The organism is Paenimyroides baculatum, assembly GCF_008629655.1.
Classification (GTDB): Bacteria; Bacteroidota; Bacteroidia; order Flavobacteriales; family Flavobacteriaceae; genus Flavobacterium; species Flavobacterium baculatum.
In genome coordinates, this window is record NZ_VWSG01000001.1 from 192848 (window position 1) to 218600 (window position 25753).

Sequence of the window (25753 nt, forward strand, 5' to 3'; positions counted from 1 at the left end):
AAGAATAGTGAAAAAAAACATCGCCAAAGTTTCAAACTTTGGCGATGTTTTTATATAAAAAAGCAGTTTTTTACTTTAACGCATTAATTGCATGGTTGTAATCTGGTTCTTGAGTAATTTCAGGAACTTGCTCGTTGTAAACTACTTTTCCTTCTGGGTTAATAACAACTACTGCACGACTCATTAATCCGTTTAAAGGTCCATCGGTCATTTGTACGCCGTAAGCATTCGTGAAATCGTTACTTTTAAAATCCGATAATGTTTCAACATTCTGTAAACCTTCTGCCGCGCAAAAACGGTTTAATGCAAACGGTAAATCTTTAGAAATACATAAAACAACCGTATTATCTACTGCTGAAACTTCTTTGTTAAATGTGCGTACCGATTGTGCACAAACACCTGTGTCAACACTTGGAAAAATGTTTAAAACCACATTTTTTCCTTTGTAATCGCTTAACGATTTTTCAGATAAATCGCTACTTGTTAATTTAAAATCCGGAGCTGTTGCACCAATTTCAGGTAAATTTCCTGCTGTATGAATTTGGTTTCCTTTAAATGTTATCTGTGCCATAATTTCAATTTTTGTTTCTATAAAATTACAGCTATTTTTAAATAAAGACTATACTGCCTGTAAAACTTTTTATTTAATTAACATCCTTCATCTGGCATCAAACATCCAATATAATTTATTAAATCATTAACTTTAAAGTATCATAAATTCGTGTTATCTTTGTAATTTAAAATAATTCTACATAAGTTGTTTACCAACAGGTTTTTAAACAGCTTTATTAAGATACAAAAAATGAAATTAGACAGAAAAGAGATATTAACTGCTTTAGAAACTATTTCTGTTGCAGGCGAAGGTAAAAATATGGTTGAAAGCGGTGCGGTACAGAACGTAATGACTTTTGGTGACGAAGTGGTGGTTGATGTTACCTTACACACACCGGCTTTACATATTAAAAAACGTGCCGAAGTGGATATTATGAAAGTTATTCATGAAAAAATCTATGACAAGGCGAAAGTAAAAGTAAATATTAAGGTTGAAACTCCGGAGAAACCGGAAATCAAAGGAAAATCAATTCCGGGAATAAGTAATATTATAGCAGTATCTTCAGGTAAAGGTGGTGTAGGTAAATCTACAATAACAGCAAATTTGGCGGTTACTTTAGCTAATATGGGCTTTAAAGTTGGTGTTTTGGATGCCGATATTTACGGACCATCGATGCCGATTATGTTCGATGTTGAAAAATCGAAACCTGTTTCGGTTGATGTGGATGGAAAATCGAAAATGAAACCAATTGTAAGTTACGGAGTGGAGTTATTATCGATCGGATTTTTTACAAGTCCTGATCAGGCAGTAATCTGGCGCGGACCAATGGCTTCTAAAGCATTAAACCAAATGATTTTTGATGCAGATTGGGGCGAATTAGATTTCTTACTTTTAGATTTACCACCGGGAACGGGCGATATTCACTTATCATTATTACAGTCGTTGCCAATTACAGGTGCGGTTGTAGTAAGTACACCACAGGCAGTTGCTTTGGCAGATGCAAGAAAAGGAGTATCGATGTTTATGGCAGAAAGTATCAATGTGCCGGTTTTGGGTATTATTGAAAACATGGCGTATTTTACTCCGGAAGAATTACCGGAAAACAAATATTACATTTTCGGACAAGAAGGTGCGAAAAATTTAGCATTAGACTTAGATGTTCCGTTTTTAGGCGAAGTGCCAATTGTACAAAGCATTCGCGAAGCAGGTGATTATGGTCGTCCGGCAGCATTGCAGGAAAAATCGGTTGTAGCTGATGCTTTCGTAGAAATTGCTAAAAATGTAGTATCGCAAACCGTTTTAAGAAACGAATCGCTTCCACCAACCGAAGCAGTTAAGATTACCACAATGGCAGGTTGTTCTCCTGCAAAAAAATAATTACTAAAATATTGATTGTTTTACATCAATTTTAAAAAATATGGCTTCAGAAACAATAAGACAAAATGTAGAAAAAGCGTTAGAGGAAATCCGCCCGTTCTTAAAATCAGACGGTGGTGACATCAGCTTAATTTCTATTGAAGACGACAAATACGTGAAAGTGCGTTTAGAAGGTGCTTGTACATCGTGCAAAATCAACCAAATGACGTTGAAAGCAGGTGTAGAAACTACCATTAAAAAATACGCTCCCGAAATTGAAACGGTAGAAAACATTTCGGTGTTTTAATAAACTATAAGCAAATTAGTGATGAATGATATTTATCACTTTTTTTGTGCTTATAGCTCTTTAATTTTATATAAATTTTACTTTTATGATTGAAACTGATATATTAATAATCGGTGCCGGACCAACAGGACTTTTTGCTGTGTTCGAAGCCGGATTATTAAAATTACGCTGTCATATAATTGACGGACTTCCGCAACCCGGCGGACAATTAACAGAGTTATATCCCAAAAAACCAATTTTCGATATTCCGGGCTATCCTTCGGTTGGCGCTGCCGAATTGATCGATAATTTAATGGAACAGATCAAGCAGTTTGAACCTGGTTTCACTTTAAACGAAGTTGCCGAAAGTATTGATAAGTTAGAAGACGGTACTTTTATCGTAACTACAAACAAAGGAACAAAACATCACGCTAAAGCCGTTGCAATTGCAGGTGGTTTGGGTAGTTTTGAACCAAGAAAACCTATTATTGAAGGGTTGAGTTTTTATGAAGATAAAGGTGTAGAATATTTCGTTAAAAATCCAGAACAATTTAGAGATAAAAACATTGTGATAAGCGGTGGTGGCGATTCTGCTTTAGATTGGAGTATCTTTTTAAGCGATGTTGCTAAAAGCGTAACATTGGTTCACAGAAGAAACGAGTTTCGCGGAGCATTAGATTCTGTAGAAAAAGCGCAGGAATTAAAACATCAGGGGAAAATCAATTTGATAACGCCTGCCGAGGTGACCGAAATTCACGGGAATGAGCATGTAGAAGCGGTTACCTTGTCTTTTGACGGCGGTATATCTACCCGAATTATTAAAACCGATTATTTTATTCCGTTGTTTGGTTTAACTCCAAAGCTGGGGCCTATTGCAAACTGGGGATTAGAGATCGAAAAAAATGCTATTAAAGTAAACAACGCGTTAGATTATCAAACCAATATAGAAGGTGTTTATGCCATTGGCGATATTAATACGTATCCGGGTAAATTAAAATTGATTTTATGCGGATTTCACGAAGCGACTTTAATGTGCCAAAGTGTTTATAACCGAATAAATCCCGGTAAAAAATATGTGTTGAAATACACCACTGTTTCTGGTATCGACGGTTTCGACGGAACACGTAAAGAAGCCGAAAAAGCAGTTGTAAAAGCAATTGATTAGTCGATCAATATAAAAGATAAAAGAGTATGTTCAAAAAGCATACTCTTTTTTTTGTAACATTTCGTTAAAAACAGTACTTACTAAATAAAAAGCAGTATGACATTTAAACAACTCGCCAATTTAGAATGGAAAGGCATGAAGCGTAAAGGCGGCATGGCGCAAAGTATAATAATGGCAATTGGTAAAGGCTATTTCGGGCTTTGCTATTTAATTATAATGACCGCAATGAGTGCCGGTTTATTTAAACTAGCCGAAGAAGAAGGAATGGATCCTTTTCAGGGCTTTTTTAAATACGCTGTTTATTTATGGTTGGGTGATCTGGTAATTCGTTACTTCTTTCAAAAAATGCCAACCACTTTGGTAAAACCTTTGCTGATACAGAATGTTCGTAAAAAAACAATTGTAAATTACTGTCTTACTAAATCGTCCTTATCGTTTTTTAACTTTGTAAACCTATTTATGGGCGGTGCTCTCTTTTTAGTACTGGCTTTAGATTATAAAGTAGGTTTTGGAACAAGTTTTCTGTTTGCGTTAACGTTTACATTGTTTCTGTTGGCAAATAATTTTTTGGTGCAACTTTTAAACCATGTAACTAAATTTGCATTGCCTTTTTTAGTGGTTTTTGCCGCTGTTCTGGCATTAGATTTCTTTAAATACGTAGAAGTTACCGCTTACACCAAATATTTCTTTGAAGCACTTTACAATTATCCGTTTTTGATAGTTGCTGTAGCTGCTTACCTGATAGCGTTGCTTGTAGCATGTTATCGTTTTTATTTTAAAAATTTATCGTTAGACAGTGCCGTTGTTGTAAAAAAGGAAACTTACAAATACTACGACTTAAACTTTTTAAACCGTTTTGGAACATTGGCTCCGTTTTTAAAGTTAGATTTAAAACTGCTTACGCGTAACAAACGAACCCGTATGGTTTTAATGATGAGCGCAATGTTTTTACTATATGGTTTGATATTCTTTACAGTGGATATGTACAAATCCAACACCTTTTTTACCATAGTGGCAGCCATAATGATTACCGGCGGATTTATGATGCTTTTCGGGCAGTATGTGCCAAGTTGGGACAGTAGTTATTATCCGTTAATGATGACGCAGAATATTCCGTACCGAACGTATTTAGAATCTAAATGGTTGGTTATGGTTTTAGGAACATTGGTTTCAATCATACTGGCAAGTTTTTATCTGTTTTTTGGATTGCAAACCTATTTGATTATCGTTGCAGTTGGCTTTTACAACATCGGTTGGAATTGCTATTTGTCATTAATTACAGGGGCATTTGTTCGTTCAAAAATCGATTTATCAAGCAATAAAAACGCATTTGGCGATACCAAGGCATTCAACGTTCAAACCTTACTTTTAAGTATTCCAACCATTGCAATTCCTATGTTATTGTATTTTGTTCTAACAAAATTATTACCTTTTAATACAGCAATGATCGTTTTTGTAGCAATTGGTTTAGCAGGAATTTTACTTAAAAAACCAATGTTCAATTTAATAGAAAATCTATACAAATCACAAAAATATAAAACCATAAAAGCTTACAAATAGTTATGATACAAGTTGAAAATTTAAAAAAGATATACGACGGAAATACTGTTTTAGATATACAGGGATTAGAAATTCCGATTGGCGAAAGTTTTGGTTTGGTAGGTAACAACGGTGCCGGAAAAACCACTTTTTTCAGTCTGCTGTTAGATTTAATTGAACCAACCCAGGGTTTCATTAAAAATAACAACGTTATTGTAAATAAAAACGAAGACTGGAAAACCTTTACCACTGCATTTTTAGATGATAGTTTTTTAATTGGATATTTAACCTGCGAAGAATATTTTTACTTTTTAGGTGAATTGCGTAACCAGGCAAAACAGCAGGTTGATGCTTTTTTACTGACGTATGCCGATTTCTTTAACAACGAAATTCTGGGTAAAAACAAATTTATCCGCGATCTTTCAAAAGGAAATCAAAAGAAAGTAGGGATTATTGGAACGTTAATCGGAAATCCTAAAGTAGTGATTTTAGATGAGCCTTTTGCTAATTTAGATCCAACAACACAAATTCGTTTAAAAAAGATTTTAAGAAATATAGCCGATACCAAACAGACAACTTTATTGGTTTCAAGCCACGATTTAAATCATACGTTTGAAATTTCGGACAGAATTGTTTGTTTTGAACGCGGTAGAATTATTAAAGATATTGACACCAAACAATATTCGTTCGAAGAATTAACTTCTTTTTTCGATGTGGTAGTTTAATAAAATAAAGAGCTTTTTATAAAGCTCTTTATTTTTGTTTTAATCTTTTGGTTCATATAGCTTCATCTTCAAATCATAAAAAGAATTTTTAGAATTTTGAAGGTAGATGTGGGTGTTTTTCCTATTCTTTTTAATCATTTCTGTAGGAATAATGATGGTTGGGTTGTACGAATATTCATCTTTATCGTAATTAATTGCCAATGGTTCCAACGATGAATAGTTTAAATACCAAAAATCATTACTTGCTACAGGTTTAACTTTCCATTTCATGGTTGTTAGATCTAAAACTCCCTTTTTGTTATTGGTACTCATAACAGCGTAGCCAATAGTTTGAGCAAAATTTTCCCAATTATCGGTATTGTCAAAAGTATCGGCAAACTGTTTTCCTTCAAATAAAGACTTAAATACAAATTGATTTTCACTTGTTGCAATCAAAAACCACAAATCGTTTTCGTGAGAGTAGCTTTGTTTTCTATGGGGATAATTCTTTAACCTTTCAAACCCAGAAAAAGTTTCTCCTTTTTGGTTGATTACTTGGTAAAAAGATTCATTGTTATCTTTAATACTTACAGTTGCATAATGGTTGTTCTTAAACTGAAAAATATCAAAAATATTAGGTTGATCTTTTTCAGCATTGTAAAATTTTGGATTAAAAGTCGTTAGTTTTCCCTTTTCATCAACTTCAAAACCACCAATTGCACTATCAACCTTATCTTTAAAAGACTTTTTAACCATACTTTCGGGTGGTATCATTGCTTCGTAAATTTGGTAATCGCTTTCATAAATATTTTCGAGTTGGTAGTTTTCCTTACTGCCCATAATTTTGCCGGTACAACCGTTTTCTTGTCCGTTGGTTTCTAAACTATAGTACAAATTTATATGCGGATGAAAAAAAGCAGCATCTCGTAAAATAGGTTCGGTAATCTTTCTTTTTGATTTTCTATCGAAATATCCCCATTTACTATCGTCTTCAGAATAATAAGGAATCAATTGGTTTGAAAGATAGTCTTTAATTTTATCAATCAGTAGCGTTTTTACTTTTTCTTCGCATGACACATTTTGTGCCCAAACAGCTACCGACAAAAAACTACAAAGCCCTAATAAGTAATTTTTCATAACAAGAATTTAGGTTAACATTTTTTTTGTAAATGTATACATCTTAATTAATCTTGCTAAAATTCTGAATGCTTTTTTTAATTAGTATCTTTGCAAAAATGCAGATTATGAGCGATATTAAAATAACAATTATAGATAGAGAAGGAGCAGAGCATACGGTTGATGCGCCTACCGATATGAACATGAATGTAATGGAACTGGTACGTGCTTACGAATTAGCCGAAGAAGGAACCATTGGTATTTGTGGCGGTATGGCAATGTGCGCGTCGTGCCAATGCTATGTTTTAAACGAGGAAGAGGTTAACTTGGTTGAGAAAAATCCGGATGAAGAAGCCATGCTTTGGGAGGCTTTTAACGTAAAAGAAAACAGCCGTTTAGGTTGCCAGATTTCTATAACTCCAGAAATTGAAGGCTTGCGAATTGAGCTAGCACCTGAAGTTTAGTAAATATTTAAACAAATGTGTTTTTTATATATAATTTTATTATCTTTATGAAAATTTTATAAAAAATATTAAATTATAGATTTATTTTATTGGATTATTTTTATTGAAAAACGAGGGATTCCTTCGTTTTTCTTTTTACCGATAACTTATTTTTGCACAAACGTTTGTTGAACGGAATATTTAATTAATTTTGCTCCATTTTAATTATCATCCTCTATGAAAACTTTATTAAAAGTTATAAAATGGTTGTTAATTGTACTGACTGTTTTGTTGGTTGGATACATATTGGGAATATTTTTATTCCACGACACGGTTTTTTATATGAACGAAAAATACCGTATCTATATGATTATTCAGTTGGTGCATCTTGCGGCTTCGTTAAGTGCATTGTTTGTTGTGTGGAGCAGCCAGTTGTTTGACCGCTGGAAAAAGATCGATCAAACATTATTAGTAGTGTTTTTGTCTATCTTCGGGTTGTGGTATTGGTACAAAAAATACAGCAAAACTTATCTGGATCACGAAAATACTAAAGAGTATTAGTTGATACTAAAATAAAAAAAATCCTGAACATTGTTCGGGATTTCTTAATTTATAAAAAAGTTGATCTTATTTAAAAGCCGGGAATCCGGTCACATCCATACCTGTAATTAACAAGTGAATGTCGTGTGTACCTTCATAAGTAACAACCGATTCTAAATTCATCATGTGACGCATAATAGAATATTCGCCGGTAATACCCATTCCGCCTAACATTTGGCGTGCATCACGCGCAATGGTTAACGCCATATCCACGTTATTACGTTTCGCCATAGATATTTGTGCCGATGTTGCTTTACCTTCATTACGTAAAACACCCAAACGCCAAGTTAATAACTGTGCTTTGGTGATTTCGGTAATCATTTCGGCTAATTTTTTTTGTTGTAATTGAAAAGCTCCGATTGGCTTGTCAAACTGTATGCGTTCTTTTGAATATCTTAAAGCCGTATCGTAACAATCCATCGCAGCACCAATCGCTCCCCAAGCAATACCGTAACGAGCCGAATCTAAACAGCCAAGTGGTGCGCCTAATCCAGATTTGTTTGGTAATAAATTTTCTTTAGGAACTTTAACGTTATCAAAAATTAATTCGCCGGTTGCCGATGCACGTAACGACCATTTGTTGTGTGTTTCAGGAGTTGTAAAACCTTCCATACCGCGTTCAACAATCAATCCGTGAATACGTCCGCTTTCGTCTTTAGCCCAAACAACGGCAATATCTGCAAACGGTGCGTTCGAAATCCACATTTTTGCACCATTCAATAAATAATGATCACCTTTATCTTTAAAGTTGGTAACCATTCCGCCTGGGTTTGATCCAAAATCAGGTTCAGTTAAACCAAAACATCCGATCATTTCGCCTGTTGCTAATTTCGGAAGGTATTTCATGCGTTGCTCTTCGTTTCCGTATTTCCAAATTGGATACATTACTAAAGATGATTGAACCGATGAGGTTGAACGTACACCTGAATCGCCTCGCTCAATTTCCTGCATAATTAATCCGTACGAAATTTGATCTAATCCTGCACCACCGTATTCCACAGGAATATATGGTCCAAAACCGCCAATTTCGCCCAAACCTTTTACAATTTGATGAGGAAATTCTGCACGTTGCGCGTATTCTTCAATAATTGGTGATACTTCTTTTTTAACCCATGCCCGTGCCGAATCGCGCACTAATTTATGTTCGTCTGTAAGTAAATCGTCTAATAAATAATAATCTGGTGCCTGAAATAAATCCGGTTTCATATCTACAATTGTTTAGTTGTCACAAAAATACTTATTTTTTAAGAAGAAAGGCAAAATATTTTATGATTGAATTTTTAGAATAAAATGTAGTAACTTGCTGTTTGTTATTGATAAATGAAAATAAAGCAATTATGATATGGCAAATAATGACGTGAATAATCAGAAAAAATTGAATAATCCATTTAATGTTTGCAGATATATTGCTGTTATTTTTGGAGTGATTTTGCTTTCTACTTGGACTGTAAAATCAGCACCTCTAGTAAATTCGACTAAACAAGTGTTACAGCAAAATCTTTATAAAGAAATAACTGGTGTTGTTAGAACCCAAGATGGGGAACCGATTCTGGGTGTTGTTGTAAAGTTGGCAGGAACTAACGTTGAAACAGTAACTGATGCTGAAGGGAGATACAAGTTTAAAGTGAAAAAAGGCGATAAAATTCAGTTTATTTATAGAGGATATAAAACAAGTTTGGCAACTGTTCGTAAGAGTAATATTTTGAATATTAAGATGAAACAAGACGATACGGATTTGCCTGATGTTATAATTTCTTTCAATTATCATTCAGCAACAGGATGTACTATTGATACAGTTAGTGTTAAAAAAACTGAACTTAATAAAAATCATATTGTAGATGTTGCATTCCCATTAGTTTTCAATGTCGATATGAGACCGTCAGAAGTTTACAGAAATCCCGAAACCATTTTAAAAGATGTAGAGAATTTAACACGAAATGGTCATTATACTTATATTGTAGATGGTGTGCGTGTTAGCGAAGAAACATTTCGTTCGTTAAATCAGAACGATGTTGAAAGTGTGGATATTTACAAACATACCGATGTTTACAATGCACGTTTTGGTAACAAAGAAAACCAAAGCAGAATATCATTAAACGCTCGATAAAATTTTACTTATTAGAACAAACACAACTGTTCGCCTTTGGTTCCATCAAACAAATCGGTTGATAACGCAGGAAATTTGGATTGACTGAAAAATTTCTTTCTTCCGATTTCAAAAGTTTTGTGAATCATATCAGCAAAATTTCCGTTTCCGGTATTTCTTTTGGCAATATTCTTTTCAGCCAAATTTCCTTTATGTAGCGATGCTATCTGGTTTAAAACCTTTTCTTTTCGGTCGGGATAATACGTTTCCAGCCAATCTTTAAAAACAGGTTCCACTTCGTCGTTCAAACCTATTAAAGTATATCCAAAAGAGTTCGCTCCGTTTTCTTCAATTGTTTTTAATATCGGTAGAATTTCCATACTGTTTAATCCGGGAATTATCGGCGCAACCATTACGTGAGTAGGAATGTTGTTTTGCGATAAAGTTTGCAAAGCTTTCAATTTTGTTTTTATCGATGATGTTCTGGGTTCTAACACCCTGCGCAAATCTTCGTTAATAGTTGGAATACTTAACGATACATTTACCAGATTTTTAGCTGCTAGTTGCTTTAAAATATCCAAATCGCGAAGTATCAATGCGTTTTTTGTAATGATACTCACCGGGTGGTGGTAATCTAAACATAACTGCAATATTTTTCGAGTAATTTCTAATTTGCGTTCAATTGGTTGATAACAGTCGGTATTGCCCGAAAGTTGAATGGTTGATGCTTTATAACCTCGTTTTAAAAAGAACTGTTCTAAAAGTTCCGGAGCGTTTTTCTTTACCAAAATAACGCGTTCAAAGTCTACACCGGCGCTAAATCCCCAATATTGGTGTGTCGGGCGAGCGTAACAATACGCGCAACCGTGTTCGCAACCCTGATACGGATTTACAGAATACAGAAAAGGCAAACTGTTGCCTTTTACTTTATTGACGATTGTTTTTGGAAAAACCTCTAATATCTGGGTTTTAGCAATATCCTCTTCATAATCATCTTGATAGATTGAAGTTTCATATCTGTTCTTAAAAAACCGATTGTGAATATTTTCTACGGCTCCTTGTCCTTTTATAAGTTCCTTTTTCATTATAACGATTGTTGTATGCCATAAAAGTAATAGGCTGATAAGGCATTAAATGTCGTCTTTAAAGACAAAAACTCAACCTTAACAGATTGAGTTTTTATAAATGAAATTCAAATAATATTATTTCTTAACAAATTTAGAAGAAACTTTTCCTTCATTTGTTGTAATGTCAATTAAATAAGTACCAGCGGAAAGGTCAGATACATTAATTGTTGTAGCGTTGTTTAATGTTTTTACAATTCTTCCAGATAAATCGGTAATTTTAATTTCTTTCATTTCTAAACCGCTTTTAGATGAAATGTTTAAAACATCTGAAGTTGGGTTAGGATATAAATTAAAGTTTTCTGTGAAGAATTTTTCGTTTGATACAGTGCCTGTTGTGGTAACTTTGAAATCATCAATTGCAAAACCAAACTGATCATTTGAAACACAATTTATTGCAATATATACTTGTTTCGCATCGTAAGATGGGTCTAAATTGAATGTATATTCAACCCATTGAGCTGTAGCTGGGTTTGTTATATATGGTGAAGCTGTAATAATGGTGAAATTTGCAGGAGCTGTTCCTGTAGTTGATATTCCAACTTTAAAACGTTCTGCACCAAAACTAGTATCACATGATTTTGCCCAAAATTTTAGTACATTGCCAGTACTTCCTAACATTATTTGTGGTGAAATTAACCAATCGTTATTTGAAGGGGTAGTTGCTGCAAAACATATCATTGCTTTAGATCCAGTTCGTGCACTCCAATTAGATGTAGCAGAAGCAGTTAACGGAGGTGTAGTAGCTGTAGAGTTAAAAACTGTAAAGGCTTGCGCTAACTGTGTGTTAGCGAATGTTACTCCCTGAAAACCATAGGTTGTCGATTTGTCTACGTCGTTAAGAGTCCAATTTCCAACATTTGCAATAGCAAAATTAGTGTAAGTTTCAAAACTGTCTTCAAAAACAGTAGTTTGTGACTTTGCCGTGAACAAAGAACTTAATAAAAGGGTAGAAAGTAATAATTTTTTCATGATGTTATTTTTTTAATTAATTACATAAAATTATAAAAAAAATATAACATATAATAATAATTTATAAAAAAAACACTAATTATTCTTTTTCTTAAAAGTTTTTTTTACATTTTCAGATAAAAGTCTTTTGTTAGTTCGGTATATTCTGCGGTGTATTTATAGCGATCTGTTTCAATGGTTAATTCATTAACAACTGGCTCTTGTTCTATTCGAGAAAAGGCTAGTAAACTGCGTTTAATTTCAGATGTTTCGTTTCCTTTAACTCGGGTTATCTTCAATAGAAATAAACCTACAGATTGTGCTAATTCTATAAAATTTCCTTCTTCTTTAAAAGGAATAATAACTGCGAAAATTCCATTTTCTGAGAGTAATGCTTGTGCCGATTCTATTAACTCATCAAAAGGTAAAGCTTCCTGAAAACGCGCCTGATCTCGTTTGTCGTTTCCTGACGAATAATTCTCGGAATAAAAAGGTGGGTTTGATATAATTAAATCATATTCTTCTTCCTCTTCAAAAAGTTCTTTTGTAAATTCATAGATTGATGCATGATAGCAAAACAAACGATCGTTCCATTTGCTCTGCTCAAAATTTTCTACACATTGTTCGTAAGCTTCTTCTTCAATTTCAACAGCATCAATCTGCTGTGCATCGCTTCTTTGGGCTAACATTAAAGCAATTAGACCGGTGCCAGCGCCAATATCTAATATATTAAACGGTTTGTGAAAAAGGGGAGTCCAAGCACCTAACAAAACGCCGTCTGTACCAACTTTCATGGCACAACGATCTTGTTCTATGGTGAATTGTTTAAATGAGAACATTGAAGTAGATTTTACTTCAAAATTACTGTTTTAAATGAAAATAAGTGGTAATTAAATATATAAATCAATCAATCCTTCCGGAGTGTTGAAAAGAATAGATTTGTTTTCGCGATTTACTTCAATAATGAATTCATCAATTAAAGGAATCAAAATAACGGCATCATCTTTTTGAACTTCAAACAAGGCTTGTACGCCGTTGTCACTTATTCTTAAAATAGTTCCGAAATTGCCTAATCGCTGGTCAATGGCATCAAAACCAACAACCTCGTGGTAGTAAAATCTGTTTCCTTCTAATTTAGGCAGCATGGTAAGCGGTAAGTATACATCTTTGCCTACAATGGTATCTGCAATTTCTTCAGAATCCATATCTTCAAACTGGGTACGAAGAAATTTTTCTCTGTGGAGTGATGATCTTTCAATAAAAAAAGGAACCAAATGTCCGTTTATTTCAACGAACATTGATTCCAATTCTGTGTACAATTCTGGCTCGTCTGTGTCTAAATAAACCAAGACTTCGCCTTTGAAACTATATTTCTTAGCGACTTTTCCTAAATAAAAACAATCTTTTTTACGCATTAAAAATCGCTTACAAATTATGCTTCAGTTTCTTCTGTATTTTCTTCTACTTCTGGAGTAGCTTCTTCTGCAGTTGCAGTTGCAGCTTCAGCAGCAGCTTTAGCTTCTTGTGCAGCAGCAATACGTTTTGCATTCACTTCTTTTTCAGCGTTTAATGCAGCTGTTTTAGCAGCAGCTTTGTTATCAGCTAATCCAGAAACTTTTGTGTTTACTTTGTTTGCTTTTTCATCTAACCAAGCAGTGAATTTTGCATCAGCTTGATCTTGTGTTATAGCACCTTTGCGTACACCACCATTTAAGTGATGTTTTAATAAAGCACCTTTGTAAGATAAAATTGCACGAGCAGTATCTGTTGGTTGCGCACCGTTAAATAACCATTTTGCAGCAGCATCAACGTTTAAGTCAATTGTTGCAGGGTTAGTGTTTGGATTGTAAGTTCCGATTTTCTCTAAGAATTTACCATCTCTTTTAGCACGTGCATCAGCAGCTACTACCCAGTAAAAAGGTTTTCCTTTTTTACCGTGTCTTTGTAATCTAATTTTTACAGACATAATCTCTAAATGATTTAATTGAGGTTCCCGACCTCTTAATTATTAAAATTGAAGTGCAAAAGTAATTATTTTTTCGTAATGATTGATTATTAACCCGTAAAAATTAACCTTAAGTTGTTAAATTTTAAAAAAGTTAAATAATTATTAAAAAAAAACATTTGGTGTTAAAGAAAAAATTCTATTTTTGTTTGGTAACATTGAATTCAGAATCTAAATAGAATATGAAAAAATACTTTTTATTTGCATTAATGGCAGTTTCACTAGTGTCTTGCGAAGAAGAACTAACTGTAAACACACCAACCTTTGAAGCCATGAAAAGTTATGACTTTTGGCGAGCTACAAAAATAACGGCAAATGTTGATAATGGAGATTTAGTAATTGTTGGTGCAACCGATTCGGAAAATGTTACTTTATTTATAGATAACTATGAATTGGGTGGAGAATATACATTAGGAACAGATAATTACAACGTTGCTACATATTCTAAAACAGAAAAAGATAAAGTTTATTTATACAGTACATCGTCATCAACAGGTAAAGGATATATTAAATTAGATCCGGTTGAAAAACAAACGCCAGGAACAATCTCTGGAACGTTTTATGCAGAAATGGTACCGGTTGATCCTGCTTTGGTTTTACCAGAAACACCATTAGTAAATTTAAATAAAGGAGTGTTTTTCAGAATTCCTTTGGTTTATCCACCTGCACAACTAGAAACACCAAATCCATAATAAATTTAAAAAATTTGTTTAACACATACTTAAGTCGTTCTTTTTTAAGAGCGACTTTTTTTATTGTAACTTTGTATAAAATCAACCTGAATTTTACCCATGTATATAATTTTTGATACCGAAACAACTGGTTTGCCTAAAGATTGGAATGCACCTATTACCGATGTTGATAACTGGCCGCGCTGTATACAGATTGCCTGGCAGTTACATGATGAAATGGGAAATTTGGTTGAGCATGAAGATTATTTGATTAAGCCCGAAGATTTTGATATTCCGTATGATTCTGAGCGAATTCACGGAATTTCTACGTTATTAGCAACCGAAAAAGGGATTGATATAAATACAGTTCTTGCAAAATTTAACATTACTTTGGGTAAGGCTAAATTTGTTGTAGGGCAAAATGTTGGTTTTGATTTGAATATTATGGGTGCTGAATTTCATCGTTCGTCTAAAGCAACGCCTTTAAATGCTATGGCGGTTTTAGATACTTGTACCGAAGTTACGGCCAATTTATTGAAACTTCCCGGTGGTCGTGGCGGTCGTTTTAAACTACCTACTTTGACCGAATTGCATGAGTATTTATTTGACGTGCCTTTTGGCGAAGCACACAATGCAACTGCCGATGTGGAAGCCACTACAAGATGTTTTTTCGAGTTAATTCGCAGAAATGTTTTTAATGAAAAAGAATTACAGCAATCGGCCGGATATTTACAGCATTTTAAAGAAGTAAATCCACAGCCTTTTCAGTTAATCGGGTTAAAGCACATCAACCTTAAGAAAGCATCCGAAGAAATTCGTAAACAGTTAGAAGCTGCCGGTGTTATTAAAGGTGAAGCTGAAAAAAACACAATTACTGATGATGTAAAAAAAGCATACAATGAAGCAGTTTTTGCTCATTTACATAATCATACGCAGTTTTCGGTTTTGCAATCGACTATCGATATTGGTGCAATGATCAAAAAATCGGCAAAAGAAAAAATGTCGGCTTTATCAATGACCGATCACGGGAACATGATGGGCGCTTTTAAGTTTGTAAGTGCAGTTTTAGATCATAATAAAAATGCAAAAAAAGTCAACGAAGCTGCGATTGAAAATGGAGAAGATCCTACAGAAACAGAGCTAAAACCAATTGTTGGTTGCGAGTTTTTTGTGTGTGAAAATCATACCGATAAATCGAAAAAAGACAATGGATACCAAGTTGTTCTTCTGGCAAAAAATAAAAAAGGATATCACAACATTGCAAAACTATCGTCAATAGCATCGATCAACGGTTTTTACTACGTTCCGCGTATCGATAAGCAGGTGCTTTTGCAATATAAAGAAGATATTATTGTGCTTTCCGGAAATTTATACGGCGAAGTGCCTAGTAAAATTTTAAATATTGGTGAAAAGCAGGCAGAAGATGCACTTTTGTGGTGGAAAGAACATTTTAAAGATGATTTTTATTTAGAAATCATGCGCCATAATCAGGAAGATGAAGATCGTGTAAATAAAACATTGATCGTGTTTTCTAAAAAGCATAATGTAAAATTAATCGCGACAAACAATACCTATTATTTAGAAAAATCTGATGCCAATGCGCACGATATTTTACTGTGTGTAAAAGATGGTGAAAAACAGGCAACGCCTATTGGTCGTGGCCGTGGCTATCGTTATGGCTTACCAAATCAAGAGTATTTTTATAAGACTCAAGATGAAATGAAGGCACTTTTTAAAGATCTGCCCGAAGCTATTATCAATATTCAGGAGATTGTCGATAAAATAGAAGTGTACTCGTTATACAGAGATATTTTACTTCCAAAATTTGATATTCCTGCTGAATTTATAAATGCTGAAGATGATGCGGATGGCGGTAAACGAGGCGAAAATGCTTATTTACGCTTTTTAACGTACGAAGGCGCGAAGCGACGATATAAAGAAATTAACGACGTTGTTACCGAACGATTAGATTTTGAACTAAAAACAGTAGAGAATTCTGGTTATCCGGGATATTTCTTAATTGTTCAGGATTTCATTGCCGAAGCTCGTAAAATGAATGTGTCGGTTGGTCCGGGTCGTGGATCTGCGGCGGGTTCTGCAGTGGCGTATTGTTTGGGAATTACCAATTTGGATCCTATAAAATACGATTTGCTTTTTGAGCGTTTCCTGAATCCCGATCGTGTATCAATGCCTGATATCGATATCGATTTTGATGACGAAGGTCGTGGTCGCGTAATGGATTACGTAATCAATAAATACGGATCTAATCAGGTGGCGCAAATCATCACGTACGGTAAAATGGCAACCAAATCGGCAATTAAAGATGCGGCGCGTGTATTGGATCTACCTTTATATGAATCGGAACGAATTGCCAAAATGATACCGACAATGATGCCAAGCAAGTGGAATTTGCGTCGATTTTTATCTGAACCCGAAGATGTTATTAAAAAAGCATTACGATCTGATGAGTTTGATGCGGTTAAAGAACTGATAGGTATTGCAAATCAGAACGATCTGCTTTCAGAAACCATTCAACAGGCAAAAATTATCGAAGGATCTATGCGTAATACGGGAATTCATGCGTGTGGAGTAATCATTACGCCCGACGATATTACGAATTTCGTACCTGTTCAAACCGCCAAAGATTCCGCTTTATATGTAACCCAGTTCGATAACTCGGTTGCCGAAAGTGCCGGTTTATTAAAGATGGATTTCTTGGGCTTAAAAACCCTAACCTTAATAAAAGATACTGTCGCAATTATAAAACAACGTACAGGTTTAGAGATCGATCCGGAAGAAATTCCGATTGACGATGTTAAAACCTACGAATTATTCCAACGTGGAGAAACGGTTGGTGTTTTTCAGTACGAATCGCCCGGAATGCAGAAATACATGCGTGAGCTGAAACCTACGGTTTTTGGCGATTTAATTGCCATGAATGCTTTGTATCGCCCGGGTCCGTTAGAATATATTCCGTCGTTCGTTCGAAGAAAAAACGGAGAAGAAGATATTACGTACGATTTAGATGCGTGCGAAGAATATTTAAAAGAAACCTACGGAATTACAGTTTATCAGGAACAGGTAATGCTTTTGTCGCAAAAATTAGCCGATTTTACTAAAGGTGAAGCCGATGTTTTGCGTAAAGCAATGGGTAAAAAACAAAAAGATGTTTTGGATAAAATGAAGCCTAAATTTGTAGAACAAGCAGCTGCAAAAGGGCACGATCCAAAAACATTAGAAAAAATTTGGAAAGACTGGGAAGCTTTTGCATCCTATGCCTTCAATAAATCGCACTCAACCTGTTATGCGTGGATAGCGTATCAAACTGCTTATTTCAAGGCGCATTATCCGGCAGAATATATGGCTGCGGTGCTTTCAAACAACATGAACGATATTAAATCGGTTACGTTTTTTATGGAAGAATGCCGACGTATGGGGTTAGATGTTTTGGGACCTGATGTAAACGAATCGCACTATAAATTTGCCGTGAACGAGAGTTATCAGATTCGTTTTGGAATGGGTGCGATAAAAGGAGTGGGCGAGGGTGCTGTTAATACCATTATCGAACATAGAAAAGACGGAAATTATAAATCGATTTTCGATCTGGCGAAACGAATCGATTTAAGATCAGCCAATAAAAAAGCATTTGAAAATCTAGCATTGGCAGGCGGTTTCGATTGTTTTACCGATACACATCGCGGACAGTATTTTTATACCGAAGGTGACGGAATTACCTTTTTAGAAAAAGCCGTGAAGTATGGTGGAAAGTATCAAGATAACGAAAATTCTGCGCAGGTTAGTTTGTTTGGTGAATCGAGCGAAGTGCAAATTCCAGAGCCTGTAATTCCAAGCTGTGAAGAATGGACAACTATGGAGAAACTTGCAAAAGAAAAAGATGTTGTGGGAATTTATATTTCTGGGCATCCGTTAGATGATTTTAAGTTCGAACTGAAATATTTCTGTAATGTAAGAATGGAACAATTGAAACATTTGGATCCTTTGGTAGGTAGAACTGTGACTTTTGGCGGAATGATTTCTAACGTACAGTTTAAAACATCGTCTAAAGGAAAAGACTGGGCAATTTTTACGGTAGAAGGCTACGACGAAAGCATTGAAATGCGCATGTTTAATGAAGATTATTTAAAGAACCGACATTTTCTGCTGAACAATACTTTTGTGTATTTTAAAGTTTATGTAAAAGAAGGTTGGATTAAGAAAGATACCAACGAAAGATCAGAAGCCCGTATGCAGTTTGTAGAATTAAAGCTGCTGAACGAAGTAATACCAACGTTTGCAAAAAAACTGATTATTCAGATCGATGTTTGTAAACTGAAAGAAATGCAGATTGATAAAATTAGGTTTGTTATGGATAAAAATCCGGGAACCAAAGCGGTTGTTTTTGAAGTTTTTGAATTGGAAGAAGTTCAAAACCGACTGCAAACACAGGTAGTTCATAAATTGTTGGAAGATACACAAGAAGAAATCCCAGACGACGCTTTGGAAGAAGTAGATGAAAAATCACCAGAAATCGAAGTGCCCGAGGTTCAGTACCTTAAAAAAAATCTGTTAGAAATGCCAAGTAAAAATATGCGCATTGAAATATCATCAGATTTATTGGAAGAGTTAGAGCGTATGCAGGTCTCGTTCCGTTTAAATTAAAAACCTTTATGCGGTTATAGATATTAGTTATAGTTGTTAACTTGTAGCAATTAAAAAAATAACTAAATTTGTATATATAGATTTATAAAAACTAAAATTATGGCTTTAGAAATAACAGATGCAACATTTGAAGAAGTAGTATTAAAATCAGCTCAACCGGTAGTAGTAGATTTTTGGGCAGAATGGTGTGGTCCTTGTAAAATGTTAGGTCCAACAATCGAAGAATTAGCCGGAGATTTTGACGGAAAAGTAGTTGTAGGAAAAGTAGACGTAGATGCTAATCAAGATTTCGCTTCACAATACGGTGTAAGAAACATACCAACAGTATTAATTTTCCAAAACGGAGAAGTAGTAGGTCGTCAAGTTGGTGTAGCACCAAAGCAAACTTACGTTGACCAACTTACCAAATTGTTGTAATAAATACAAAATATAGTAATAAAAGTACCAGAATTAGTTCTGGTATTTTTTTTTTGTAAATCACTGAAAAGTAGCAGTGTGAAAAAAATATTTAAAACAGTATCTCATTTTTTTTAAAAAATGTTTGCACCATTAGTAAATGGTCGTATATTTGCACCGTTGAAATGATGAAGCAAACGCAACATTAAGTTAACAAACGGTTTGGTAGTTCAGTTGGTTAGAATACATGCCTGTCACGCATGGGGTCGCGGGTTCGAGTCCCGTCCAGACCGCAAAACAAAGAACACGGTTCTTTACAATTTTGCGAAAGTAAAATTTCTTTGACATAAAACATTATCTTGGTTTGGTAGTTCAGTTGGTTAGAATACATGCCTGTCACGCATGGGGTCGCGGGTTCGAGTCCCGTCCAGACCGCCAAGATACAATAGCCCTTCGGTTACGAGGGGCTTTTGTGCCCTTTAATGTTTTGGTTTGGTAGTTCAGTTGGTTAGAATACATGCCTGTCACGCATGGGGTCGCGGGTTCGAGTCCCGTCCAGACCGCGAGATTCTCGCTTTAGAATCAAAAATAGTTGTGTTGTTTAGGTACGCAAGTACCTGGTTTAGTAGTTAGACCAATGAAAAGCTTTCCAAATCGGAGGGCTTTTTTGATTTTAATTGTTATTTTTATAAAAACATGTTATGAAATATCAATTGTTATTGATTCTTTTTTGTTGTTTTTCTCAAATATACGCTCAGCAAGATGGAGGTTACGAAATACTAGCTGAAGGAACTTATAGATTCCCTGAAAAAAAAGCAGAACCAATTAATGGATTGGAATCTTTTTATACTGAATTTTCAGAAAAATTTAATTTTTCCACTTTATCACATCCAAATATTATTGAAGCTAAATGCACATTAGAGTTTTTTGTTGAGAAGGATGGATCGTTAACGGAAATTAATGCCAAAATGGCTTCTTACGGAGCTGATAAAGAAGCAATACGTTTGATAAAATCTATGCAGAAATGGTCTCCTGCAATACAGAATAGTGAAATTGTTAGATCAAAATACGAACTTCATTTGACTATCAAAAAAAATTAAAGGATATATTTTATCATGAGAAAAATACTTTTACTACTATTACTTCTTATTCAAAACTTTTCAGTATTAGCTCAAGAAACGCCTATAATGCCTCAAGTGAAAGCCCAGCCAAAGGAAGGGTTAGAAGTTTTTTATAAAAATTTCATAAACGAATTTAAGTTGCCTTCCGTGCCAAAAGGAATTTATGAAGTAGCAATCAGACTAAAATTTATTGTTGAAAAAGATGGTAGCTTTAGTAATATAGAGGTTGTTGATGACAACTTAAATATTACAGAAGAAGCGATTCGTGTGTTAAAAGAAATGCCTATTTGGAACGCAGCTGTTTACGAAGGAAAATATGTTCGGTCTTCTTATACGCTTCCAATAAAAATTAAAGTAAAAGATCCTGATTCCAATGAGTTTAATAATAAAGAAGAAAAAAAAGCTTTTTTAAAGACATTGAATGCAAATGTTGTTGATACCGATTATTTCAACTTAGAATGTAATTGTGCTTTGGCTAAAAGTTCAAAAAATGATGAACTACAAACGGAAGAATTCTTGTTGTATTCTCAAGATAACAAAGCTTCTTACACTATAGCTTTCAGGAAAATGGATTTACAACAAGCTCAAAAAGAATTGGAAACTGTAAAAAGTGATGCTATAAGGCAAAAAGCTACAGTGAAAAATACAAAATTTAATGGAATTAAGACAACTGAAATTTCAATCAACATACCTAATGGTGATTATGTAGATAATTATAGGATGTTGTTTTTATACCACAACCAATATGTTATAGCTGTAAGTGTAGTTTCGTATAAAACACAATTAGCAGATTTGTTATTTGAGCATTTTAAAGGAAACTTTAAATTAAAAATATAAGTATATTTATAATAAAATATCTATTTATGAAAAAACTGATTCTTATAATTCTATGTGTTTTTTGTTTTAAAGCTGCTAATGCTCAAGATAAAGTATTTAAAAATAACGAAGTTGCTGTTATTGCCGAACCTTATGAAGGAATTGCCTTATTTTATCAAACAGTTGCAAAACAAATTAATGTGGTTAATCCAGCTAAACTGCCTGCGGAAAAAGTTGATTTCAGAGTATTTTTTGTGGTTGAAAAAGACGGTAGCTTTTCTGATTTCAATGTAGAAGGAATTAGTTTTGGGTATGCCGAAAATGTAATTTCGACACTCAAACAAATGCCTAAATGGAAACCGGCTGTTTATAACAACGAAAACGTGAGATCGCAAATGGTGTTTCCTGTAACATTAATTGATTCCAAAGCTAAAAAGTAAGAATGAAAATTTTGCTTATCATCATCTTTACCCTGTTTTCTTCAGCTAAAATTCAAGCTCAAGAATCAATTGAAGATGATGAAAAAGTGTATAAGTTTGTTCAAAAAAAGGCAGCACCAAAACAAGGAATATCTAAATTTTTGCAAGCCTTTACAAATGAATTTAACTCTTTAGTAATTCCGCCGAAATTTGATGAGATTTCTTTTAAATTAAAATTCGTTATTGAAAAAAACGGTATGCTTTCAAATATCGAAATAAAAGAAAATGAGCATGCTTATGCTTATGTCGAAGAAATAATCAGAGTTTTAAAAAAAGCACCTGCTTGGCAACCTGCCGAAAATAAAGGGAAAATTGTGCGATCTGTTAATGTAGTTCCGGTTAAATTAAGATTTCCTATGCGAAGTGTTGATAAAACTTTATTGGAAAAAGCAATTTTAGAACGAACAGTAAATACGGAATTTTTTGAGTTTGAGTGCAATTGTAAACTAATCAACAGCAGCACAAACCAATACAATAAGGTTAAAGAATTTGCGTACAATACAACTGATAATAATGTTTTTTACTCCATAACTTTAAAGGAAATACTATTAACCAATACAGAAAATCATTTCGATTTAATTAAAGCCGATGCCGAAAAGCAAAACGCAACAATTAATGAAATTGATTATAAAACTTACAGAGCTTTAGAAAGTAATTATATTGTTAATGGTAACGATAGTAAGTTTTACAACAACACGCTCTACTTTATCGCTGGAAATTATTTAATAACTATAACAGTGATTTCAACAAACGAACAAATTTCAAAGTTTAATTTTGCCGATTTAAAACAAACGTTTAAGCTAAAAATAGATAAAGAATGAAGAGTCTAATAATAATTATATTTTTTCTTTTAGCGAGATTTCAATTGACTGCACAAGAAAAAGGCTGGATTATTCAAGTATGTGGCGATCCTTCATATGATTATAAAACTAAAAAAGCAGATTTGATTAAAGGAGAAGATTATATTTATAAGTTAGTTCATAAAAAAGCACAACCACAAGAAGGTTTTGATGCGTTTTTCAAAGATTTAACTATTAATATTAAAGAAGAATTAGGAGATAAAATTAAACGTCCTTCAACTTTAAAGCATATTGTAATTAAAATTAGATTTGTTGTAGAAAAAGATGGCTCTTTAACGAACATGACAATTGTAGATGATAAATTGAGTTTAGCAAATGATGTGTTTAATATTATAAATATGAAGCCTAAATGGAAACCAGCTGAATTTGAAAATAAAATTGTTCGAATGCATTTTACATTACCAATAAAAATAATGCTCGATTAACCCCAAATATTTAAATTAAAATAGATTCATTATGAAAAATATAATTTTAATTATCTTCTATCTGTTGATAGGATTTCAATCAATAGCACAAGAAAAATCAGTATCACTAGAGAGTGATAAAATCTATTCTGCTGTTCAAGAGAAAGCCTCACCATTTGAAGGAATAGCAAGCTTCTTTAAAAGATTTATTAAAGAGTTTAATTATGATGTAATAACGGCTAATGAAAGTGAAATTAAAGTTAGAATGATTTTTGTTATTGAAAAAGATGGTAGTTTTAGCAATATAACAGCGGAGAATAGTAATGAAAATTATAGAGAAGAAGCCATTCGAGTGTTAAAAACGATGCCAAATTGGAAACCTGCTAAAGAAAATAACGAAGCTGTACGTTCGCGTTTCGTATTGCCTATTACATTAAAAAATAAGAATGTAAAAAAATAATCTAAAACCAAACACTCCAATAGTTCCAAACAGTGTGAATGTAAATTCCAAATAAAACCATACAGAACACAAACTTTATAAAGGTAGATGCCAAAAAGCCTAAAAAGGATCCGGTTGCGGCTTTTAAGGCTCGTTTAGAATCGTTTTGATCGTAGATCAGTTCGCCAATAAAAGCTCCAACAAATGGTCCTATTATAAAGCCAAACGGGATCGGAGCCAGAATACCCACAATCAATCCAATGTTTGTACCCCAAATTCCGTATTTGCTTCCGCCAAAACGTTTGGTTCCTTGTGCCGGAATCACATAGTCTAAAATCACAATAATAAGCGTAAAAACAAAGGTAATTCCCAATGTCCAGTAATCAAATTTAATGTTTGGCATGGTGTACAAAATCAGCAAACCAATCCAACTTAAAGGTGGTCCGGGTAAAGCGGGCAGCACACTTCCTGCAATTCCCACAAGCACAAACAATAAACTTACAATTAGTATTAAGATTTCCATAGTTATTTTCGTATTTTTGCTTTTAAATTTACGATTTAATTTTTCATGAAAAATTATTGGGCATTTGTTTTTTTTACTTTTCTGCTTACTTCCTGCAATTTTGTACAGAAAGAAATACCCAATTCGCAAGAGTTGTTAAGACGTGAATTGCATGCAATTGACTGGAGCAAGGTGGATACATATCCTTCGTACGATTCATGTGAGAAATTGACTGACGCAATTGAAAATAAGGAATGTTTTTTTGATCGATTGAATTTTGAAGTGGTTCGGGTTTTAAAAACCGATTCTCTGGTTAAGATTTCTACGATCGATTCGGTTCAGTTTAAGGTTAGTATTTCATCAAACAGCGAAATTGATTTTAAAACGGAAGCTGTGAACGAAAAATTAATGCCAAAGTTTATGTTAGACACTGTAATGAAAAAGCACAAGAACAATTTCTCTAAAATTCAGCCAGCAACAAAACGCGGAATTCCGGTTACAACCCAGTTTGTGCTGAATGTAAAGTTCGATCCTTCTTCGGATTAAAAATCAACAGAAAGATACTTCCGATCGAAATAGGAATTACCAGATTCAAAAGCCAGATTAAAGCGGTAACAAGTGTTACGATCCATTCGTCTACACCAAAAAAGCTGAATAAATAAATAGCCACACTTCCTTTCAACGCAAAATCTACCGCCTGAAAATTCGGTAAGCTCGATGCCAGTAAATAAATACTCGCAACAACTGCCAATAATACAAAATACGGGATTTCAACACTGAAAAGTGTGTACAGAATAAAGTACTGATGTATTAAAACCAAGTATCTTAACAACGCCAAAACGATGTTTTTTCTATGGATTTTTTTAGGAATTTCGTTTAAACTTTTAAACAGTGTTTGTAGAGAATATCCTTTAATTCGAATATTTTTAACCAGAAGTATTACTAAAATAACAGCAATTAAAATCCCGAAAAAAAGTAAAATATATTTTGCGTCAATAAACTGGTGTAAAGAATTTATGTAAAGCGTCCCGATCAATCCAAAAGTGACGGAGAAAATTACCTGAATTCCGTTACATACTGCGTTTAAAAAAACAATTTTAACAGCGTTTTTTTTATCGTAAAACCAGGCTTTTCCTGCGTATTCGCCAATGCCGTTTGGTGTAACAATGCCAAATGTAATGCCAATTAAAACCTGTTTGGTACTTTCCCAAATGCTTATAGGTTTTACAACTTTAGCTAAATTCTGCCATTTTAAAATCTCTAAAAAGCGGTTTAAAAACGTAAGCAGTAAAAGTATCGAAACTAAAATCCAAGCATTTGGTTTTTGTAAGGTTTGCGAAATAATATCCCAATTGAAATCTTTTTCTGTAAGCTGATTTTTAATAAAGTAAAAAGCGCCGCCTACTACCAAGAACTTAAGCAGCAATAATAAAATTTTTTTAAGTTGGGGCGACAGAAATTTCATATTGCAAAGGAAT

At 33.9% G+C, this 25753-nt stretch carries 28 protein-coding genes and 3 tRNA genes; 21 read left to right on the plus strand and 10 right to left on the minus strand.

Annotated features, from left to right (window positions below):
- Positions 1 to 70: 70 nt before the first annotated feature.
- Complete coding sequence (gene tpx, locus F0460_RS00970; protein WP_150009447.1) at positions 71 to 571, minus strand: thiol peroxidase; 501 nt, start codon at positions 569 to 571, stop codon at positions 71 to 73.
- Between the two features lie 231 nt (positions 572 to 802).
- Between tpx and F0460_RS00975 the strand changes: the two genes are divergently transcribed.
- From F0460_RS00975 to F0460_RS00995, 5 genes are all read left to right on the plus strand, one after another.
- Positions 803 to 1930 carry an Mrp/NBP35 family ATP-binding protein gene (locus tag F0460_RS00975; RefSeq protein ID WP_150009448.1) on the plus strand — a complete coding sequence of 376 codons (1128 nt, stop codon included), beginning with the start codon at positions 803 to 805 and terminating at the stop codon, positions 1928 to 1930.
- A 40-nt stretch (positions 1931 to 1970) separates the two neighbouring features.
- Positions 1971 to 2216 carry a NifU family protein gene (locus F0460_RS00980; RefSeq protein ID WP_150009449.1) on the plus strand — a complete coding sequence of 82 codons (246 nt, stop codon included), beginning with the start codon at positions 1971 to 1973 and terminating at the stop codon, positions 2214 to 2216.
- An 85-nt stretch (positions 2217 to 2301) separates the two neighbouring features.
- Entirely contained in the window at positions 2302 to 3360 is a 1059-nt protein-coding gene (locus F0460_RS00985) for an NAD(P)/FAD-dependent oxidoreductase (RefSeq protein ID WP_150009450.1), read from the plus strand.
- Between the two features lie 96 nt (positions 3361 to 3456).
- Complete coding sequence (locus F0460_RS00990) at positions 3457 to 4920, plus strand: DUF5687 family protein (protein WP_150009451.1); 1464 nt, start codon at positions 3457 to 3459, stop codon at positions 4918 to 4920.
- A gap of 2 nt (positions 4921 to 4922) precedes the next feature.
- Positions 4923 to 5624 (plus strand): ATP-binding cassette domain-containing protein, encoded by a 702-nt coding sequence (locus F0460_RS00995; RefSeq protein WP_150009452.1) that lies wholly within the window; start codon positions 4923 to 4925, stop codon positions 5622 to 5624.
- 39 nt (positions 5625 to 5663) lie between these two features.
- Here the strand turns inward: F0460_RS00995 and F0460_RS01000 are convergent, their stop codons facing one another.
- Entirely contained in the window at positions 5664 to 6740 is a 1077-nt protein-coding gene (locus tag F0460_RS01000; RefSeq protein WP_150009453.1) for a hypothetical protein, read from the minus strand.
- 107 nt (positions 6741 to 6847) lie between these two features.
- Here F0460_RS01000 and F0460_RS01005 point away from each other — a divergent pair, with 107 nt between their 5' ends.
- Together F0460_RS01005 and F0460_RS01010 are read left to right on the plus strand one after the other, a co-directional pair.
- Positions 6848 to 7183, plus strand: a complete 336-nt coding sequence (locus F0460_RS01005; RefSeq protein ID WP_190304058.1) for a 2Fe-2S iron-sulfur cluster-binding family protein — start codon at positions 6848 to 6850, stop codon at positions 7181 to 7183.
- A 216-nt stretch (positions 7184 to 7399) separates the two neighbouring features.
- On the plus strand, positions 7400 to 7723 hold the full coding sequence (locus F0460_RS01010; protein WP_150009454.1) for a hypothetical protein: 324 nt from the start codon (positions 7400 to 7402) through the stop codon (positions 7721 to 7723).
- 66 nt (positions 7724 to 7789) lie between these two features.
- Here the strand turns inward: F0460_RS01010 and F0460_RS01015 are convergent, their stop codons facing one another.
- Positions 7790 to 8968: an acyl-CoA dehydrogenase family protein gene (locus F0460_RS01015; protein WP_150009455.1), complete on the minus strand. Its 1179-nt coding sequence runs from the start codon at positions 8966 to 8968 to the stop codon at positions 7790 to 7792.
- Positions 8969 to 9104: 136 nt separating this feature from the next.
- On the opposite strand from F0460_RS01015, the gene F0460_RS01020 reads away from it, so the two are divergent.
- The gene (locus F0460_RS01020; protein WP_150009456.1) at positions 9105 to 9869 is read left to right on the plus strand and encodes a carboxypeptidase-like regulatory domain-containing protein; all 765 of its coding nucleotides are present in this window, start codon (positions 9105 to 9107) and stop codon (positions 9867 to 9869) included.
- Between the two features lie 11 nt (positions 9870 to 9880).
- Here F0460_RS01020 and F0460_RS01025 read toward each other — a convergent pair whose 3' ends face one another.
- From F0460_RS01025 to F0460_RS01045, 5 genes are all read right to left on the minus strand, one after another.
- Positions 9881 to 10933 (minus strand): PA0069 family radical SAM protein, encoded by a 1053-nt coding sequence (locus F0460_RS01025; protein ID WP_190304059.1) that lies wholly within the window; start codon positions 10931 to 10933, stop codon positions 9881 to 9883.
- 117 nt (positions 10934 to 11050) lie between these two features.
- Positions 11051 to 11944, minus strand: coding sequence for a T9SS type A sorting domain-containing protein (locus F0460_RS01030; RefSeq protein WP_150009458.1), 894 nt, complete (start codon positions 11942 to 11944; stop codon positions 11051 to 11053).
- 104 nt (positions 11945 to 12048) lie between these two features.
- Positions 12049 to 12762: a tRNA1(Val) (adenine(37)-N6)-methyltransferase gene (locus F0460_RS01035; RefSeq protein WP_150009459.1), complete on the minus strand. Its 714-nt coding sequence runs from the start codon at positions 12760 to 12762 to the stop codon at positions 12049 to 12051.
- Between the two features lie 51 nt (positions 12763 to 12813).
- The gene (rimM, locus tag F0460_RS01040; protein ID WP_150009460.1) at positions 12814 to 13338 is read right to left on the minus strand and encodes a ribosome maturation factor RimM; all 525 of its coding nucleotides are present in this window, start codon (positions 13336 to 13338) and stop codon (positions 12814 to 12816) included.
- Between the two features lie 17 nt (positions 13339 to 13355).
- The gene (locus F0460_RS01045; protein WP_150009461.1) at positions 13356 to 13889 is read right to left on the minus strand and encodes a 30S ribosomal protein S16; all 534 of its coding nucleotides are present in this window, start codon (positions 13887 to 13889) and stop codon (positions 13356 to 13358) included.
- A 221-nt stretch (positions 13890 to 14110) separates the two neighbouring features.
- On the opposite strand from F0460_RS01045, the gene F0460_RS01050 reads away from it, so the two are divergent.
- From F0460_RS01050 to F0460_RS01105, 12 genes are all read left to right on the plus strand, one after another.
- Positions 14111 to 14620 (plus strand): DUF6252 family protein, encoded by a 510-nt coding sequence (locus F0460_RS01050; RefSeq protein ID WP_150009462.1) that lies wholly within the window; start codon positions 14111 to 14113, stop codon positions 14618 to 14620.
- Positions 14621 to 14719: 99 nt separating this feature from the next.
- Positions 14720 to 19258, plus strand: coding sequence for a DNA polymerase III subunit alpha (dnaE, locus tag F0460_RS01055; RefSeq protein ID WP_150009463.1), 4539 nt, complete (start codon positions 14720 to 14722; stop codon positions 19256 to 19258).
- A 99-nt stretch (positions 19259 to 19357) separates the two neighbouring features.
- Positions 19358 to 19675, plus strand: coding sequence for a thioredoxin (gene trxA / locus F0460_RS01060; protein WP_150009464.1), 318 nt, complete (start codon positions 19358 to 19360; stop codon positions 19673 to 19675).
- Positions 19676 to 19873: 198 nt separating this feature from the next.
- Positions 19874 to 19947, plus strand: a tRNA-Asp gene (locus F0460_RS01065).
- Between the two features lie 68 nt (positions 19948 to 20015).
- A tRNA-Asp gene (locus F0460_RS01070) sits at positions 20016 to 20092 on the plus strand.
- A gap of 51 nt (positions 20093 to 20143) precedes the next feature.
- A tRNA-Asp gene (locus F0460_RS01075) sits at positions 20144 to 20217 on the plus strand.
- A gap of 138 nt (positions 20218 to 20355) precedes the next feature.
- Complete coding sequence (locus F0460_RS01080) at positions 20356 to 20754, plus strand: energy transducer TonB (RefSeq protein ID WP_150009465.1); 399 nt, start codon at positions 20356 to 20358, stop codon at positions 20752 to 20754.
- A 15-nt stretch (positions 20755 to 20769) separates the two neighbouring features.
- Positions 20770 to 21612, plus strand: a complete 843-nt coding sequence (locus F0460_RS01085; protein ID WP_150009466.1) for an energy transducer TonB — start codon at positions 20770 to 20772, stop codon at positions 21610 to 21612.
- 26 nt (positions 21613 to 21638) lie between these two features.
- A complete protein-coding gene (locus F0460_RS01090; RefSeq protein WP_150009467.1) occupies positions 21639 to 22031 on the plus strand; it encodes a hypothetical protein in 393 nt (130 codons plus the stop codon).
- A gap of 2 nt (positions 22032 to 22033) precedes the next feature.
- Positions 22034 to 22891, plus strand: a complete 858-nt coding sequence (locus F0460_RS01095) for an energy transducer TonB (RefSeq protein ID WP_150009468.1) — start codon at positions 22034 to 22036, stop codon at positions 22889 to 22891.
- Complete coding sequence (locus F0460_RS01100; RefSeq protein ID WP_150009469.1) at positions 22888 to 23355, plus strand: energy transducer TonB; 468 nt, start codon at positions 22888 to 22890, stop codon at positions 23353 to 23355. Before F0460_RS01095 ends, F0460_RS01100 begins: the two co-directional genes overlap by 4 nt.
- A gap of 31 nt (positions 23356 to 23386) precedes the next feature.
- A complete protein-coding gene (locus tag F0460_RS01105; RefSeq protein WP_150009470.1) occupies positions 23387 to 23794 on the plus strand; it encodes an energy transducer TonB in 408 nt (135 codons plus the stop codon).
- A 1-nt stretch (position 23795) separates the two neighbouring features.
- Here the strand turns inward: F0460_RS01105 and F0460_RS01110 are convergent, their stop codons facing one another.
- Positions 23796 to 24296, minus strand: a complete 501-nt coding sequence (locus F0460_RS01110; protein ID WP_150009471.1) for a DUF456 domain-containing protein — start codon at positions 24294 to 24296, stop codon at positions 23796 to 23798.
- A gap of 45 nt (positions 24297 to 24341) precedes the next feature.
- Here F0460_RS01110 and F0460_RS01115 point away from each other — a divergent pair, with 45 nt between their 5' ends.
- Entirely contained in the window at positions 24342 to 24821 is a 480-nt protein-coding gene (locus tag F0460_RS01115) for a hypothetical protein (RefSeq protein WP_150009472.1), read from the plus strand.
- Here the strand turns inward: F0460_RS01115 and F0460_RS01120 are convergent.
- A complete protein-coding gene (locus F0460_RS01120; RefSeq protein ID WP_150009473.1) occupies positions 24772 to 25740 on the minus strand; it encodes a lysylphosphatidylglycerol synthase domain-containing protein in 969 nt (322 codons plus the stop codon). The two genes, F0460_RS01115 and F0460_RS01120, sit on opposite strands and share 50 nt — an antisense overlap.
- Positions 25741 to 25753 lie beyond the last annotated feature (13 nt).

Excerpts from the sequence above, each read along its gene's own strand:
- F0460_RS00990 (WP_150009451.1), top strand. The coding sequence starts at position 3,457 with ATGACATTTAAACAACTCGCCAATTTAGAATGGAAAGGCATGAAGCGT.
- F0460_RS01115 (WP_150009472.1), top strand. The coding sequence starts at position 24,342 with ATGAAAAATTATTGGGCATTTGTTTTTTTTACTTTTCTGCTTACTTCC.
- F0460_RS00995 (WP_150009452.1), top strand. The coding sequence starts at position 4,923 with ATGATACAAGTTGAAAATTTAAAAAAGATATACGACGGAAATACTGTT.
- F0460_RS01050 (WP_150009462.1), top strand. The coding sequence starts at position 14,111 with ATGAAAAAATACTTTTTATTTGCATTAATGGCAGTTTCACTAGTGTCT.
- F0460_RS01105 (WP_150009470.1), top strand. The coding sequence starts at position 23,387 with ATGAAAAATATAATTTTAATTATCTTCTATCTGTTGATAGGATTTCAA.
- F0460_RS01035 (WP_150009459.1), bottom strand. The coding sequence starts at position 12,762 with ATGTTCTCATTTAAACAATTCACCATAGAACAAGATCGTTGTGCCATG.
- F0460_RS01025 (WP_190304059.1), bottom strand. The coding sequence starts at position 10,933 with ATGAAAAAGGAACTTATAAAAGGACAAGGAGCCGTAGAAAATATTCAC.
- F0460_RS00985 (WP_150009450.1), top strand. The coding sequence starts at position 2,302 with ATGATTGAAACTGATATATTAATAATCGGTGCCGGACCAACAGGACTT.
- dnaE (WP_150009463.1), top strand. The coding sequence starts at position 14,720 with ATGTATATAATTTTTGATACCGAAACAACTGGTTTGCCTAAAGATTGG.
- F0460_RS01000 (WP_150009453.1), bottom strand. The coding sequence starts at position 6,740 with ATGAAAAATTACTTATTAGGGCTTTGTAGTTTTTTGTCGGTAGCTGTT.
- F0460_RS01030 (WP_150009458.1), bottom strand. The coding sequence starts at position 11,944 with ATGAAAAAATTATTACTTTCTACCCTTTTATTAAGTTCTTTGTTCACG.
- F0460_RS01120 (WP_150009473.1), bottom strand. The coding sequence starts at position 25,740 with ATGAAATTTCTGTCGCCCCAACTTAAAAAAATTTTATTATTGCTGCTT.
- tpx (WP_150009447.1), bottom strand. The coding sequence starts at position 571 with ATGGCACAGATAACATTTAAAGGAAACCAAATTCATACAGCAGGAAAT.
- F0460_RS01090 (WP_150009467.1), top strand. The coding sequence starts at position 21,639 with ATGAAAAAACTGATTCTTATAATTCTATGTGTTTTTTGTTTTAAAGCT.
- F0460_RS01005 (WP_190304058.1), top strand. The coding sequence starts at position 6,848 with ATGAGCGATATTAAAATAACAATTATAGATAGAGAAGGAGCAGAGCAT.
- F0460_RS01110 (WP_150009471.1), bottom strand. The coding sequence starts at position 24,296 with ATGGAAATCTTAATACTAATTGTAAGTTTATTGTTTGTGCTTGTGGGA.
- F0460_RS01095 (WP_150009468.1), top strand. The coding sequence starts at position 22,034 with ATGAAAATTTTGCTTATCATCATCTTTACCCTGTTTTCTTCAGCTAAA.
- F0460_RS01010 (WP_150009454.1), top strand. The coding sequence starts at position 7,400 with ATGAAAACTTTATTAAAAGTTATAAAATGGTTGTTAATTGTACTGACT.
- F0460_RS01045 (WP_150009461.1), bottom strand. The coding sequence starts at position 13,889 with ATGTCTGTAAAAATTAGATTACAAAGACACGGTAAAAAAGGAAAACCT.
- F0460_RS01080 (WP_150009465.1), top strand. The coding sequence starts at position 20,356 with ATGAAATATCAATTGTTATTGATTCTTTTTTGTTGTTTTTCTCAAATA.
- F0460_RS01020 (WP_150009456.1), top strand. The coding sequence starts at position 9,105 with ATGGCAAATAATGACGTGAATAATCAGAAAAAATTGAATAATCCATTT.
- F0460_RS00980 (WP_150009449.1), top strand. The coding sequence starts at position 1,971 with ATGGCTTCAGAAACAATAAGACAAAATGTAGAAAAAGCGTTAGAGGAA.
- F0460_RS01100 (WP_150009469.1), top strand. The coding sequence starts at position 22,888 with ATGAAGAGTCTAATAATAATTATATTTTTTCTTTTAGCGAGATTTCAA.
- rimM (WP_150009460.1), bottom strand. The coding sequence starts at position 13,338 with ATGCGTAAAAAAGATTGTTTTTATTTAGGAAAAGTCGCTAAGAAATAT.
- F0460_RS01015 (WP_150009455.1), bottom strand. The coding sequence starts at position 8,968 with ATGAAACCGGATTTATTTCAGGCACCAGATTATTATTTATTAGACGAT.
- trxA (WP_150009464.1), top strand. The coding sequence starts at position 19,358 with ATGGCTTTAGAAATAACAGATGCAACATTTGAAGAAGTAGTATTAAAA.
- F0460_RS01085 (WP_150009466.1), top strand. The coding sequence starts at position 20,770 with ATGAGAAAAATACTTTTACTACTATTACTTCTTATTCAAAACTTTTCA.
- F0460_RS00975 (WP_150009448.1), top strand. The coding sequence starts at position 803 with ATGAAATTAGACAGAAAAGAGATATTAACTGCTTTAGAAACTATTTCT.